At 59.7% G+C, this 12,418-nt stretch carries 15 protein-coding genes; 7 read left to right on the top strand and 8 right to left on the bottom strand.

From position 1 onward, the window contains the following. Window positions 1-11 precede the first annotated feature (11 nt). Window positions 12-425, top strand: a complete 414-nt coding sequence (locus FHW68_RS00935) for a VOC family protein (RefSeq protein ID WP_095635030.1) — start codon at window positions 12-14, stop codon at window positions 423-425. 3 nt (window positions 426-428) lie between these two features. On the opposite strand, the gene FHW68_RS00930 is transcribed toward FHW68_RS00935, so the two are convergent. The 3 genes from FHW68_RS00930 to FHW68_RS00920 form a co-directional block, all read right to left on the bottom strand. Next, window positions 429-1,049, bottom strand: a complete 621-nt coding sequence (locus tag FHW68_RS00930) for a LysE family translocator (protein WP_095635031.1) — start codon at window positions 1,047-1,049, stop codon at window positions 429-431. A gap of 216 nt (window positions 1,050-1,265) precedes the next feature. Further along, window positions 1,266-1,556: a hypothetical protein gene (locus tag FHW68_RS00925; RefSeq protein WP_095635032.1), complete on the bottom strand. Its 291-nt coding sequence runs from the start codon at window positions 1,554-1,556 to the stop codon at window positions 1,266-1,268. Window positions 1,557-1,776: 220 nt separating this feature from the next. Beyond that, window positions 1,777-1,989 carry a DUF1059 domain-containing protein gene (locus FHW68_RS00920; RefSeq protein ID WP_095635033.1) on the bottom strand — a complete coding sequence of 71 codons (213 nt, stop codon included), beginning with the start codon at window positions 1,987-1,989 and terminating at the stop codon, window positions 1,777-1,779. 244 nt (window positions 1,990-2,233) lie between these two features. Between FHW68_RS00920 and FHW68_RS00915 the strand changes: the two genes are divergently transcribed. Further along, window positions 2,234-2,821 (top strand): LysE family translocator, encoded by a 588-nt coding sequence (locus FHW68_RS00915; RefSeq protein ID WP_095635034.1) that lies wholly within the window; start codon window positions 2,234-2,236, stop codon window positions 2,819-2,821. A 158-nt stretch (window positions 2,822-2,979) separates the two neighbouring features. Here FHW68_RS00915 and FHW68_RS00910 read toward each other — a convergent pair whose 3' ends face one another. Together FHW68_RS00910 and FHW68_RS00905 are read right to left on the bottom strand one after the other, a co-directional pair. Then, window positions 2,980-3,813 (bottom strand): AraC family transcriptional regulator, encoded by an 834-nt coding sequence (locus FHW68_RS00910; protein ID WP_183678173.1) that lies wholly within the window; start codon window positions 3,811-3,813, stop codon window positions 2,980-2,982. 34 nt (window positions 3,814-3,847) lie between these two features. Next, on the bottom strand, window positions 3,848-4,351 hold the full coding sequence (locus FHW68_RS00905) for a VOC family protein (protein WP_095635036.1): 504 nt from the start codon (window positions 4,349-4,351) through the stop codon (window positions 3,848-3,850). Window positions 4,352-4,856: 505 nt separating this feature from the next. On the opposite strand from FHW68_RS00905, the gene FHW68_RS00900 reads away from it, so the two are divergent. The 4 genes from FHW68_RS00900 to FHW68_RS00885 all read left to right on the top strand — a co-directional run bounded on the left by FHW68_RS00900 (window position 4,857) and on the right by FHW68_RS00885 (window position 8,773). Beyond that, a complete protein-coding gene (locus tag FHW68_RS00900) occupies window positions 4,857-5,312 on the top strand; it encodes a (2Fe-2S)-binding protein (RefSeq protein ID WP_183678171.1) in 456 nt (151 codons plus the stop codon). A 25-nt stretch (window positions 5,313-5,337) separates the two neighbouring features. Continuing rightward, complete coding sequence (locus FHW68_RS00895; protein ID WP_183678168.1) at window positions 5,338-7,506, top strand: xanthine dehydrogenase family protein molybdopterin-binding subunit; 2,169 nt, start codon at window positions 5,338-5,340, stop codon at window positions 7,504-7,506. A 1-nt stretch (window position 7,507) separates the two neighbouring features. Further along, entirely contained in the window at window positions 7,508-8,086 is a 579-nt protein-coding gene (locus FHW68_RS00890) for a hypothetical protein (protein WP_095635038.1), read from the top strand. A 75-nt stretch (window positions 8,087-8,161) separates the two neighbouring features. Next, window positions 8,162-8,773 (top strand): GGDEF domain-containing protein, encoded by a 612-nt coding sequence (locus FHW68_RS00885; protein ID WP_183679003.1) that lies wholly within the window; start codon window positions 8,162-8,164, stop codon window positions 8,771-8,773. On the opposite strand, the gene FHW68_RS00880 is transcribed toward FHW68_RS00885, so the two are convergent. Continuing rightward, on the bottom strand, window positions 8,752-10,041 hold the full coding sequence (locus FHW68_RS00880) for an amidase (protein WP_183678166.1): 1,290 nt from the start codon (window positions 10,039-10,041) through the stop codon (window positions 8,752-8,754). The genes FHW68_RS00885 and FHW68_RS00880 overlap by 22 nt on opposite strands. Continuing rightward, complete coding sequence (locus FHW68_RS00875) at window positions 10,038-10,463, bottom strand: VOC family protein (RefSeq protein ID WP_183678164.1); 426 nt, start codon at window positions 10,461-10,463, stop codon at window positions 10,038-10,040. The genes FHW68_RS00880 and FHW68_RS00875 overlap by 4 nt, the downstream gene beginning before the upstream one ends. Before the next feature lie 112 nt (window positions 10,464-10,575). On the opposite strand from FHW68_RS00875, the gene FHW68_RS00870 reads away from it, so the two are divergent. Beyond that, window positions 10,576-11,442: a LysR family transcriptional regulator gene (locus FHW68_RS00870; RefSeq protein ID WP_183678162.1), complete on the top strand. Its 867-nt coding sequence runs from the start codon at window positions 10,576-10,578 to the stop codon at window positions 11,440-11,442. Window positions 11,443-11,619: 177 nt separating this feature from the next. Here the strand turns inward: FHW68_RS00870 and fabI are convergent, their stop codons facing one another. Continuing rightward, window positions 11,620-12,414, bottom strand: coding sequence for an enoyl-ACP reductase FabI (fabI, locus tag FHW68_RS00865; protein ID WP_003202751.1), 795 nt, complete (start codon window positions 12,412-12,414; stop codon window positions 11,620-11,622). Window positions 12,415-12,418 lie beyond the last annotated feature (4 nt).

The following is a 12,418-nucleotide window of genomic DNA, read 5'->3' as shown; positions in this document are numbered from 1 at the left end:
GGAATCATCCTATGCAACCGTTCACGATCAAACATATCGATCACATCGTCCTGCGCGTCAAGGATCTCGAACGAAGCATCACTTTTTACGGCGAAGTCTTTGGCGCCGAACTGATCAAGCGCCGCGACGATCTGGGCATGGTGCATTTGCGTGCGGGCACTTCGATGATCGACCTCGTCGACATCCAGGGCGAACTCGGCCGCAAGGGCGGTGCCGCCGCCGGCCACGAACGGCGCAATGTCGATCATTTCTGCCTGCGCATCGAACCGTTCGATGAGGAAGCGCTGGTCAGTCACTTGCAGTCCTTCGGCCTGACACCCGAGAAAGCCGCCGTGCGTTTCGGCGCCGAAGGCCACGGGCTGTCGATCTATTGCTTCGATCCGGACGGCAACCAGGTCGAACTGAAAGGGCCGTCCCAAGGGTAATGTTCAGGCCCGTTTCGCCATCAACAACACCGAGGCCGCTGCCGACAACAATCCCGCGCAGCAACGGTTGAATATCCGCTTGCCCCGTGGTTCGGCGAACCAGCGGCGCATGTGCAGGCCCATGTAGGCGTAGGCGCTGATAGCGATCCATTCCAGCAGCAGGAACAATGCGCCGAGCACGACGAATTGCGCGGCAATCGGCCGAGTCGGGTCGACGAATTGCGGCAGGAATGCGGTGAACAGCAAAATCGCCTTGGGATTGCCCGCGGCCACCAGAAACTCCTGCCGCGCCAGAGCGACAATGCCAATTGGCGCGCCGGTCTCAAGCTGTTCGGCCTCGGGATTGGCGCGCCACAATTGCCAGGCCAGGTACAACAAGTAAGCGGCGCCAATGATTTTGATCGCGTAGAACAGCCATTCCGAGGTTTGCAGCACCACCGACAAACCGGCGGCGGCCAGGGCGATCATTCCGGCAAACGCCAACAAGCGACCGACGCCAGCCACACAGGCGCGACGATACCCATAGCGGGTGGCGTTGCTGACCGACAGCAGATTGTTCGGGCCCGGGGCCATGTTCAGGGCGAAGCAGGCCGGGAGAAACAGCGTGAGGGTGGCGAGGTCCATGACGACGGCTCCAGTAACGAGAACCGTATTTTTATCATGAGTGACAAGTGGCCTTGCCCATACAGCGGTGAACGTAAATCGCCATACACTTGTGCCGGCTTGGTTAAGGCATGCGCAATCCATGTAGGCGCCAGGCTTGCCGGCGAAGGCGTCCTTAAGAGCACCTTCGCCAGCAAACCTGGCTCCACCTAACGTAAGATCAACTGGAATGGCGCGCTACTTGATCTGCACAATGACCGGACCTTCCGTCACGATCGGCGGGTTTGCGTTAATGTTCGAGGCATTTTTTTGAATCCAGTCGCGGGCGACTTTCAAGCTCGCATCGCTGCCGGCCTTGTCCGTGCAAACAGTCACCGACGTACCGCCATCACCCGTATTCAGCAAGGTGTAACTTACCAGGCCAGGCACTGTGCGCAGCGTCGCTTCGACGTCGGCCTTGCGCTCCTCTAAAAGCTCGAAAAGCTGCTTTGCTCCAGTACCCAGGTAGGTTCTTATAACCGCATACATGGTCGTCTCCTTTGGGAGTTACCGTCTTGATGCCAATCCAGATCCATTGATGGCTGTCCAATTAACTCAGCTTAGCCAAAGGCTGGCGAGGAGCGAAGCGCAACGACCATCGGCCACTTTTCTGTGGGCTGACGGGGCGGGCAATCTGGACTGAAAAACAGGGACAGACCACGATTTCAAGGCATGCCTTAAAGGGTGGCTTGTCCCTTTCATGCTGTTTTTAAGCGGGACGCGGTGCTTCAACAGGCGGAGTACCGTCGTGAAACATCGTCTTCAGTTGCGCACGCAGTTCTGGTGAGTCGGTGTGTTTGTGAACGCTGACCGCATGCTGGGCGGCGGCCTCGAGCAATTCGTTTTCAGAATCTGCGCACAGGGCAACCGAGCATTTGGAATCGCTTGGAAACTCACGACAGTCGATGTATTTACGGGCCATGATTGTTCTTCCTCCCTACGATAAAGGCAGGTTGTGGCCTGCGTGAACGATCACTCGATGCGATACCCCTACATCAAACACGATTGCAGGTCGCATCGCGTGTGCCAACTCTTAGAGTATAGGCCTCGCTACACGGCGTATCGTGGCAGGCGTGCAATGACGCAGAGGGGAGTTTTCTTCAATACGGCGTTCAGGCTGCTCATTACCTTGAAGCCTGGTTCAACTGAATTGAAGAAGGTATGCAATGAGTCTGATTCTTTCCATGGCCGCGTTTGCGCTGGCAGCTTCGATTACGCCAGGACCGGTGAACATTGTGGCATTGAGTTCCGGAGCGCGGTTCGGTTTCCGGGCCAGTCAGCGCCATGTGGCCGGAGCGACCTTGGGGTTCGTGCTGTTGTTGGTGTTGATGGGGTTGGGTTTGCATGAGGTGCTGAAACTGTGGCCGTTCATGACCCGGATCGTGCAAGGGGCCGGCGTGGCATTCCTGTTATTCATGGCTTACAAACTGGCCACCGACGACGGACGTCTGAATGCGCAAGAGCCGGGGCGGGCCCCGTCGATGCTGTATGGCGCGGTGATGCAATGGCTCAATCCGAAAGCCTGGCTGGCTTGCGTGGCGGGGATGGGGGCGTTTGTCGCCGACGGCGAGGCGCGGCTGGTTTGGCAGTTTGCGGCGGTGTATCTGGTGATCTGCTACTTGTCGGTCGGTTGCTGGGCGTATGCCGGGACGTTTTTGCGCGGCTACCTGAGCAATCCGGCGGGAATGCGCCTGTTCAATCGGGTCATGGCATTGTTGCTGGCGGTGAGTGCGGGGTATTTGCTGTTGCCATAGACACAAACCAGCCCGGTTTTTGTGGCGAGGGGGCTTGCCCCCATTGGGTCGCGAAGCGGCCCTGCTTTTTTCTCAGTTACACCGCATCCAATAGATTACGACGGCTTCGCCGTCGAACGGGGGCAAGCCCCCTCGTCACAGGGGATTTTGTGTTGGCATCAACCGCGATACTGCCCCGGTGTCGCGGCCAGATGCTGTTTGAATGCGCGCTGAAAGTGCGCCTGGTCGGCAAACCCGGCTTCCAGCGCCACATCGGCGATCAACTTGCCGCTGCGCAGTCGATCCCGGGCGAACTGAATGCGCCGATTGACCAGAAACGCATGGGGCGTCATGCCGTAATGCTGCTTGAAGGCGCGGATCAGGTAGGACGGTGACAATTGCGCCGCCTCGCAAATATCCTCGAGCTTGAGCATCTGTGTGCAGTTGTCGCGAATAAAGTCGGCGGCCCGCTCCAGTTTGAAATTGAGGTCGCGCAGCGGTTGCTCGACGGGGTTGAGCCGCTGTTGTACGTCGGTGAAAAACTCCACCGCCGCGCTGTGCTTGCACAGCACGTCTTGCTGCGGATCGACCAACACCTCGTACAAATTGTTCAGGCCGGCGAACAGTTCAATGTCACGATTGTGGGTGATGGAAAACCGGCGAAACATCGAGTCCTGACTGAAGCCGAGTTGATGTTGCAAATCGGTCAGCCAAGGCGTTTCGACGTACAGCATCAGGTATGACCACGGCTGGTCGTCGATCGGATTGCAGGCATGCACATCGCCAGGATTCATCAGCACCACGGTGCCAGCACTGACCTGAAACTCCGATTGCTCGTGAATATAAATGCTCTGCCCGGCGGTGATCGCGCCGATGGAAAAGTGCGCGTGAGAATGCCGGCTGTAGCAGACCTCGCGACCGTCGGCGATGGAGCGGGCTTCGATGAAGGGCAGGGCGTCATCACGCCAGAAGCGCGGGGCTTTGTCTGCATCTTTGGTGACGGTGTGCTTCATCTCGGTGTCCTCGGCAGGCCAGAGCCCGAGTGTATTAGCTCTGGCCGGCAAAGGCTCGTTCCAGTTCAGCAATATCGAGCTTTTTCATCTGCAACATCGCTTGCATGGCACGCTGGGATTTTGCCGTGTCGGGGTCTTGCATCATGTGCATCAGCGCCACCGGAATGATCTGCCACGACACACCGAATTTATCCTTGAGCCAGCCGCATTGCTGCGCTTGCACCGGGCCACCGGCCGACAGGTTGCCCCAGAAGTGGTCGACCTCTTCCTGGTTCTGGCAGTTGACCTGGAACGACACTGCTTCGTTGAAGGTGAACACCGGTCCGCCATTGAGCCCGGTGAAGGTCTGGCCATCGAGCTCGAAACTGACGGTCATCACCGAACCTTCCGGGCGCCCATGGATTTCCTGACCGGCCTTGCCGTAATGAGTGATGGCGGTGATTTTCGAGTGATCGAAGATCGAGCAATAAAACTTCGCCGCCGTTTCAGCCTGATCGTCGAACCACAGGCAGGGGGTGAGTTTGGGAAAGCGTTGCATGGCGGTTGTCCTCGGCAGGTTGAACACGCTGGATTATCAGCGTAGTCAGTCCGCGACCGACCGGTGACGCCGTAGATCGACAAGTCCGTAGCAGCTGCCGAGCTGCGCGAGGCTGCGTTCGGCTGTGAAATCAGCAAATGCGGTGTGTCAGGTGAACTTGCAGGTAGGGTTTGCGACGGCTGCGCCGCCGAACGCAGCCTCGCGCAGCTCGGCAGCTGCTATGGGACGGGAGTGACCGGTGGTCGATGAAGGTGGCTTGCGGAGCAAATTGCGCTTAGCTGTAGGGATAACCCAAGGCGCGCGTAACGCCGACCTTGTAAGAGCGAAGCTTGTGGCGAGGGGGCTTGCCCCCGTTGGACTGCGAAGCTGTCCTGAAACCTGCAATCTCGTTCTGCCAAGCACACCGGTATGCACTGGATTTGCGACTGCTTCGCAGCCGAACGGGGGCAAGCCCCCTCGCCACGAGGCGCCCCTTCAGAGCACCGTGAGTCTGAGGAAATCCGCAATGCTGACTCTTAATATCAATGGCAAGGACCAGGAACTGGATGTCCCCGCGGACATGCCGTTGCTCTGGGTACTGCGTGATGTCGCGCATCTGACGGGCACCAAATTCGGTTGCGGCATGGCCCAGTGTGGCGCATGCACCGTACACGTCGACGGCGCGCCGCTGCGCTCTTGCATTACGCCCGCCACGGCGGTGGCCCACGGGCAGAAAATTCTCACCATCGAAGGCTTGTCCGCTGATGGCTCGCACCCGGTCCAGCAAGCCTGGGCCGAGCTCGACGTGGTTCAGTGCGGTTATTGCCAGTCGGGGCAGATCATGTCGGCGGCAGCGCTGCTGGCGAAGATCCCCAAGCCCTCCGACAGCGACATCGACCAGGCGCTGTCGGGCAATATTTGCCGCTGTGGCACTTACCCAAGAATCCGTGCCGCGGTCAAACGCGCCGCCGAAATCGGTTGATGCCACGTCGAAAGGAGCCTGAGTCATGGACCACCTCAATCCTGTCTCGCGTCGCGGTTTTCTCAAGGGCAGCGCAGTGCTGGGCGGCGGCCTGGTGGTGGCGTTTGTCATCCCGGGTGCCAATCGCTTTGCCCTCGGCGCCGAGAATCAAGGAAACGTCTTCGCGCCCAATGCCTTTTTACGCATTGGCAACGACAACAGCATCACCGTGCTGCTCGGTCATTCGGAAATGGGCCAGGGCATCTGGACCGGCCTGACCATGTTGATCGCCGAAGAACTGGATGCCGACTGGTCGAAAATCCGTGTCGAGCATGCGCCGGCCTCGGCGGCCGATTATGGCCTGCCGGGATTCGGCGGGATGCAGATTACCGGCGGTTCGACGTCGACCTGGATGGAATTCGACCGCTATCGCCAGGCCGGGGCGGCGGCGCGTTTGATGCTGATCGAGGCGGCAGCCAAGCGATTTGACGTGGCGCCTTCGCAGATTCGCACCGAGTCGGGCGTGGTCATGGCCGGCGACAAACGGGCCACTTACGGCGAATTGGCAGATGACGCTGGCAAGTTACCGGTGCCTGACCCGGCCACGATCAAGCTCAAAGAGGCCAAAGACTGGACGATCATCGGCAAACCCACCCAGCGCCTCGACACCCCGGAGAAAATCACCGGTCAGGCAAAGTTCGGTATGGACGTGCAATTTGATGGGCTGATGACCGCGATGGTCGCACGCCCACCGGTGTTCGGTGGCAGCGTCAAATCCTTTGAAGGCGCCGAGGCGCTGGCGGTGCCGGGCGTGCATAAAGTGGTGCAGGTGCCCACGGGAGTCGCAGTAATTGCCGATCATTATTGGGCGGCGAAGCTGGGACGCGATGCGCTGAGGGTCGAATGGGACCTTGGGCCGAACGCCGGGCTCGACAGTCAGCAACTGCTGGAAAGCTTCCGTAAACTCGCCGCCACCCCCGGCGCTTCCGCCAGTCAGGCCGGGGATGCGACGGCGACGCTAGGCAAAGCGGCGAAGACGATTGAAGCAGAATACAGCGTGCCGTACCTGGCCCACGCGCCAATGGAACCACTCAATTGCACGGTGAAACTCTCCAAGGACAAATGCGAAATCTGGACCGGCACGCAGTTCCAGACGCTGGATCAAATGATTGCGGGGAAAATCACCGGGCTTAAACCCGAACAGGTCGAGATCCATACCCAATTCCTCGGCGGCGGCTTCGGGCGTCGAGCCAATCCGACCTCGGATTTTGTCAGCGAAGCCGTGTACGTCGCCAAAGCGGCGGGCGCGCCGGTGAAAACCGTCTGGGCTCGAGAAGATGACATTCGCGGCGGTTATTACCGCTCGGCGTTCCTGCATCAAGCGCGCATCGGCCTGGGTACCGACGGCATGCCAGTGGCCTGGAAGCATGTGCTGGTCGGGCAATCGATTCTGACGGGCACCTCGTTCGCGGCGACCATGGTCAAGAATGGCGTCGACAAAACCTCCGTCGAAGGCGTGGCCGACAGTCCTTATCTTGTGGGACTGGCCAACCATCAGGTCGAACTGCATTCACCGCAAACCGGCATCAGTGTGCTGTGGCTGCGTTCGGTGGGGCATACCCATACGGCCTTCGTCATGGAGTCGTTGATCGATGAGTTGGCAGACGCAGCCGGCAAAGATCCGGTGGAATACCGACGCACCTTGCTCAAGGCGCATCCGCGGCATCTGGGCGTGCTGAATCTGGCGGTGGAAAAAGCCAACTGGAAAGCCCCCTTGCCGGATGGTCACGCATTGGGCGTGGCGGTGCATGAGTCTTTCGGCAGCTACGTCGCCCAAGTGGCGGAGGTGTCGCAGGAGAATCTGGCGATTCGTGTGCATCGGGTGGTGTGCGCGGTGGACTGCGGCATTGCGGTCAACCCGCAGGGTATCGCCGCGCAGATGGAATCGGGCATTACCTTCGGCCTCGGATTTACCTTGCACAGCAAACTGACGTTCAAGCACGGTCAGGTGGAGCAGTCCAATTATCACGATTATCAGGTGTTGCGCCTGAACGAGATGCCGGTGGTCGAGGTGCATATCGTCCCCAGCAGCGACAAACCGGGCGGTATCGGCGAAGTGGGTGTGCCTCCGGTGGCGCCGGCCGTGGCGAACGCGGTGTTTGCCCTGACCGGACAGCGTCTGCGGGAACTGCCGCTGCAACTGTCGGGGGTGTGAGATGAGACGACATGCATTGGTTGGCGCGATCATGCTGATCGGCCTGGCGGGTTATGCCTCAGACCTGTTCGCTGATGATACCGAGGCGGTAAAGGCGTTCGATACGGTGCAGAAAGTGTTTCAGAGCCCCCGTTGTCAGAACTGTCATATTCCGGGCGATTCACCGTTGCAGTTCGACGCCGGTGTTCCTCACGCAATGAATGTGGTTCGCGGCCTGGATGGCAAGGGCGCGGCCGGTTTGCCTTGCGCTACCTGTCATGCCGAAAGCAATCCGCCGGCCAGTTATGGCCCCAACACGCCACCCGGTGCACCGCATTGGAGCCTGCCGCCGGCCGCGCACAAAATGGCCTGGATTGGCCTGCCGGCCGACAAATTGTGCGCGATGATCAAAGACCGTTCCAGCAATGGCGATCGTGATTTTGCGGCGCTGATCAAGCACGTCAGTGACGACAAGCTGGTGCTTTGGGGCTGGAATCCAGGTGAGGGGCGGGCGCCGGTGCCGGTGCCCCACGATACCTTCGTCACCCGGTTCAAACTCTGGGCCGATGCCGGTGGGCCGTGTCCGGTGGCAGGTAGCTGACCAGCGGCACGTTTATTGGGAGTCATACCGGGGGTGAGCGACTCTAACGTTTATACCCCCTCAAAGGAGTGAATGATGTTAACCCCGGGCAAACCGTTCAAAGGCGCTGGCGCAGATGCTTTGCGCACGCCGAATATTCTCGACAGCGCCGCGCAGGATCGCGATGTGTTACGCGACCTGGCGCGACAGGCCGAGCAAGAGCTGACGGGCGTGCAGATGGCGAGCATGGACGAATTGACGCTGCTCTCCAATCGTCATGGCTTCGAGGCTTTGGCCCGGTTAGGGCTGGAGGCCTGCCAGGAATTGGGCATACCCGCGACGCTATTGTTCTTCGACCTTGATGACTTTAAACACATCAATCAGCTCTACGGCCGCGCCGAGGGCGACAACGCCCTGAAAACCTTTGCCGATGTGCTGCGCATAGCCTTTCGTGAAAGCGATGTGATTGGCCGGCTGGGCAGCGATGAATTCGCCGCCTTGTTGACCGGCGCCAGCTCGGTGGAGATTGGCGCGGTCAGAGCGCGACTTGAAGAAATACTCGATGAGCGCAATGCCACGGTGCATCGTGGCTACGACATTCGTTTCAGTGTCGCGCAAATCGAATTCGATCCCGACTATCACAAGACAGTCGATGGCCTGATGCTGGCGCTCGATGAGGTTCGGCATCAAGGCCAGGCCGAATTTTGAGGGCTTCCCTGCAGATCTGCTGCAACCCGGGATGCCGCTCGCAGTAATTCGCCGTCGCGCCTGAACCGCCCGATCATCTGTAGTCCAATCGGTAATTGCGCGTCAGCGCGAGGCAGCGGGATATTCACTTGCGGCCAGCCGAACGCCCCCCAGAATTTGATGAAGTCCGACGGTCCGGTGCTTTCCAGGCCCACCGGCGCGACCATCCCGCAGGAGGCGCCGAGCATGGCGTCGAAGGGTTGGCAACGCTCGTTCAGTTGCGGAGCGAGGACTGCCAGCCGGTGTTTGGCGGCGGACTCCTGTTCCCAGGTTGTCGCCGCCGCTCGTTCAAACATTGCCAATGTCGAAGGGCTCAATTGTGTGCGGTGTTGTTGAAATTCCTTCATCAGCGAGCGGGCTCCTTCGCAATCGTTGATCAATTGATGATCATCGAACACGCCAGAAAACTCATCCGGCAACTGCACTTCGCTGACGTGATGGCCGGTGCTGCGCAACTGATCCAGCGCCTGCTCCAGCGCGTTAGCCACCTCGGGTTCAACCTGATCCCAACGTGAGGTGCGGCACAAACCCAGGTGCAGCGGACGCCGTTCCACGCCAGTGGCCACGAACCCGGGAATCAACACACTTGCCACGAGCTGCAGGTCGCGCACCGATCGTCCATACCAACCCACGGTGTCGAAGCTGGGTGCCAGCGGCTTTACGCCTTCCAGCGACACCAGCCCCAATGACGGCTTGAAGGCGAAGAGACCGCAGTAGGATGCTGGCTTGAGCAGCGAGCCAGCGGTCTGGGTGCCCAGCGCCAAGGCAAAGAAGCCCGCGGCCATGCCGGCCGCTGAGCCTGCACTGGAGCTGCCCGGCGTGCGGGCGAGATTGTGGGGGTTGCGGGTGGGACCGGTGTGCATGTACGCAAACTCGGTGGTGTGAGTCTTGCCCATGATCAGTGCGCCGGCCTGGCGCAGCAGTGTCACCACATGAGCGTCCCGGGACGGCTGATGGCCGGCGTAAATGGGTGAAAAAAACTGGGTGGGATGGTCGGCGCTGTCGAAGATGTCCTTGATGCCTACCGGCACTCCGGCCAGCACGCCTTGGCCGGGGCATTGTGCGGCGGCGGCACGTACTTGGTGGGCATCGAACGAGACGAAGGCCTGGATGTCCGGCTCCAGCGTTTGAATGCACTCAAGAAAGTGTTCGGCGATGGTGGCAGTGCTCGTCTCGCCACTGGCCACCGCCTCGCTGAGTGCGGTGGCGTCAGGGACTCGGCCGATCATTTGGCGAACAACTGGTCGATGTTCTTGAATGCCTTGAACTCCAGCGCATTACCGCAGGGGTCGAAGAGAAACATCGTGGCCTGTTCGCCAACCAGCCCCTGGAAGCGAATCCCCGGTTCGATCACAAATCGCGTGCCCCGAGACTTCAAGCGCTCGGCCAGGTTTTCCCATTCCTCCACTCCCAACACGACGCCAAAGTGCGGAACCGGTACGTCATGCCCATCCACGGCATTGGTGTGGGCAGCTTCCTGAGACGCGTTTTTCGGCGCGAGGTGTATGACCAGTTGATGACCGAAGAAATTGAAGTCCACCCAATGATCGCTGGAGCGACCTTCTGCCAGGCCAAACACTTCACCATAGAAGCGCCGGGCCGCGGTCAAGTCGTAAACCGGGATAGCCAAATGAAAAGGAGATAGTTGCATGGGATGTAACCTCGACGAATTGGGTATTGAGGAGTTTAGCCCTGTGCTTTTTGATTGAAAGACGATAGTTTTTGCAGCGAGATCAAATTATTTCGATCAATTGGGGCGCCAGATGCTGCGGGAACTGAAAACCTTCATTGCCGTGACACGTCACGGCACGTTCGCTGCCGCAGGCATGCACATCGGCCTGACCCAGTCAGCGGTCAGCGCGCAGATCCGCAATCTCGAACAGACGTTGGGCATTCGCTTGTTCGATCGCACCGGACGTCAGGCGATTCTCAACGCGGCGGGGCAGCGGGCGTTGCCGATGGCTCGGGACATTCTTGAGACCTTCAGCCGCATGGCCGTCAGTGAGAGTGTCGGCGAGTTTCGTGGCGAATTGAAGATCGGCGCGGTGGCCACCGTGCAGACCGGGTTATTGCCGCGCGCGCTGTTGCGACTCCGGCAGCAGGCGCCATTGCTGGAGGCGAAACTGGTGCCGGGCGTATCGCTGAATCTCTTGAGTCAGGTGGACACCGGCGAAGTGGACCTGGCGATTCTGATCAAGCCGCCGTTCGAATTACCCAAGGAATTGTCGGTGCAAGTCATTCGCCGCGAGCCGTTTGTGCTGATCGTGCCGGCGGAGCTTGAGGGCGACGACCCGTTGCAAATTCTCGCCAACCATCCCCACGTACGCTACGACCGCAATTCGTTCGGTGGGCGCTTGATCACGCGATTTTTACGCGAGCAGCGGATCGACGTGCAGGTCGCGCTGGAACTGGATGAACTGGAAGCCATCGTGAAAATGGTTGAGTGCGGATTGGGGGTATCGCTGCTGCCCAAGGCCGGACTGTGGCTTGAACACGGCGCCAGGGTGAGGGTGATCGAATTGGGCGAACTGACGTTCTATCGGGAGATCGTGTTGCTGCAGCGTTACAGCCAGCGTATGCAGCCGATCCAGCAGTTGTTTGCGCGGTGCCTCACACAGATCCCTGACTAAACTCAAACCCTGTGGGAGCGGGCTTGCCCGCGATAGCGGTGTATCAGTCAACATCCATTTTGAATGTTAATCCGTCATCGCGGGCAAGCCCGCTCCCACAGGGAATTATGTCTGGCCTTGAATTCCGAGCATTAAAAACCCGCCTGAAGAGGCGGGTTTTTAATGGCTAACCGAGGATCACTCTTCGATGTTGCCCATGGCGGTGGTGTTGAAGCCGCCGTCTACGTACATGATTTCACCGCTGATGCCGGATGCCAAGTCCGAACACAGGAAGGCGCCGGCGTTGCCGACTTCTTCGATGGTGACGTTACGACGCAGCGGAGTTTGCGCTTCGTTGGCCGCCAGCATTTTGCGGAAGTTCTTGATGCCGGAAGCGGCGAGGGTACGGATCGGGCCGGCCGATACGCAGTTGACGCGAGTACCGTCCGGGCCCAGGGAGCCAGCCAGGTAACGTACGCCAGCTTCCAGGGAAGCCTTGGCCATGCCCATCACGTTGTAGTTCGGCATGGTGCGCTCGGCGCCCAGGTACGACAGGGTCAGCAGGCTGCCATTGCGGCCTTTCATCATTTCGCGGCCAGCCTTGGCCAGGGCCACGAAGCTGTAGGCGCTGATGTCGTGAGCGATGCGGAAACCTTCACGGGTGGTGGCTTCGGTGAAGTCGCCGTCCAGTTGGTCGCCCGGGGCGAAGCCGACGGAGTGCACGATGCAATCCAGGCCGTCCCACTTCTTGCTCAACTCTTCGAAGACCTTGGCGATTTCTTCATCGCTGGCCACGTCGCACGGGAAGCACAGCTCAGGGCTCGAGCCCCAGCCTTGTGCGAATTCTTCGACACGACCCTTGAGTTTGTCGTTCTGATAAGTGAAGGCAAGCTCAGCGCCCTCGCGATGCATGGCGGCAGCGATGCCGGATGCGATGGACAGCTTGCTGGCGACACCGACGATCAGTACGCGCTTACCGGCGAGAAAACCCATGTGT

The sequence above is a fragment of the Pseudomonas sp. Tn43 genome (assembly GCF_014192635.1).
Taxonomy (GTDB): domain Bacteria; phylum Pseudomonadota; class Gammaproteobacteria; order Pseudomonadales; family Pseudomonadaceae; genus Aquipseudomonas.
Note: the sequence above shows the minus strand (reverse complement) of the source record. Positions and strands in the feature narration are given on the sequence as shown.

Coding starts and splice junctions, on each gene's coding strand:
- FHW68_RS00935 (WP_095635030.1), top strand. CDS start 12: ATGCAACCGTTCACGATCAAACATATCGATCACATCGTCCTGCGCGTC.
- FHW68_RS00930 (WP_095635031.1), bottom strand. CDS start 1,049: ATGGACCTCGCCACCCTCACGCTGTTTCTCCCGGCCTGCTTCGCCCTG.
- FHW68_RS00925 (WP_095635032.1), bottom strand. CDS start 1,556: ATGTATGCGGTTATAAGAACCTACCTGGGTACTGGAGCAAAGCAGCTT.
- FHW68_RS00920 (WP_095635033.1), bottom strand. CDS start 1,989: ATGGCCCGTAAATACATCGACTGTCGTGAGTTTCCAAGCGATTCCAAA.
- FHW68_RS00915 (WP_095635034.1), top strand. CDS start 2,234: ATGAGTCTGATTCTTTCCATGGCCGCGTTTGCGCTGGCAGCTTCGATT.
- FHW68_RS00910 (WP_183678173.1), bottom strand. CDS start 3,813: ATGAAGCACACCGTCACCAAAGATGCAGACAAAGCCCCGCGCTTCTGG.
- FHW68_RS00905 (WP_095635036.1), bottom strand. CDS start 4,351: ATGCAACGCTTTCCCAAACTCACCCCCTGCCTGTGGTTCGACGATCAG.
- FHW68_RS00900 (WP_183678171.1), top strand. CDS start 4,857: ATGCTGACTCTTAATATCAATGGCAAGGACCAGGAACTGGATGTCCCC.
- FHW68_RS00895 (WP_183678168.1), top strand. CDS start 5,338: ATGGACCACCTCAATCCTGTCTCGCGTCGCGGTTTTCTCAAGGGCAGC.
- FHW68_RS00890 (WP_095635038.1), top strand. CDS start 7,508: ATGAGACGACATGCATTGGTTGGCGCGATCATGCTGATCGGCCTGGCG.
- FHW68_RS00885 (WP_183679003.1), top strand. CDS start 8,162: ATGTTAACCCCGGGCAAACCGTTCAAAGGCGCTGGCGCAGATGCTTTG.
- FHW68_RS00880 (WP_183678166.1), bottom strand. CDS start 10,041: ATGATCGGCCGAGTCCCTGACGCCACCGCACTCAGCGAGGCGGTGGCC.
- FHW68_RS00875 (WP_183678164.1), bottom strand. CDS start 10,463: ATGCAACTATCTCCTTTTCATTTGGCTATCCCGGTTTACGACTTGACC.
- FHW68_RS00870 (WP_183678162.1), top strand. CDS start 10,576: ATGCTGCGGGAACTGAAAACCTTCATTGCCGTGACACGTCACGGCACG.
- fabI (WP_003202751.1), bottom strand. CDS start 12,414: ATGGGTTTTCTCGCCGGTAAGCGCGTACTGATCGTCGGTGTCGCCAGC.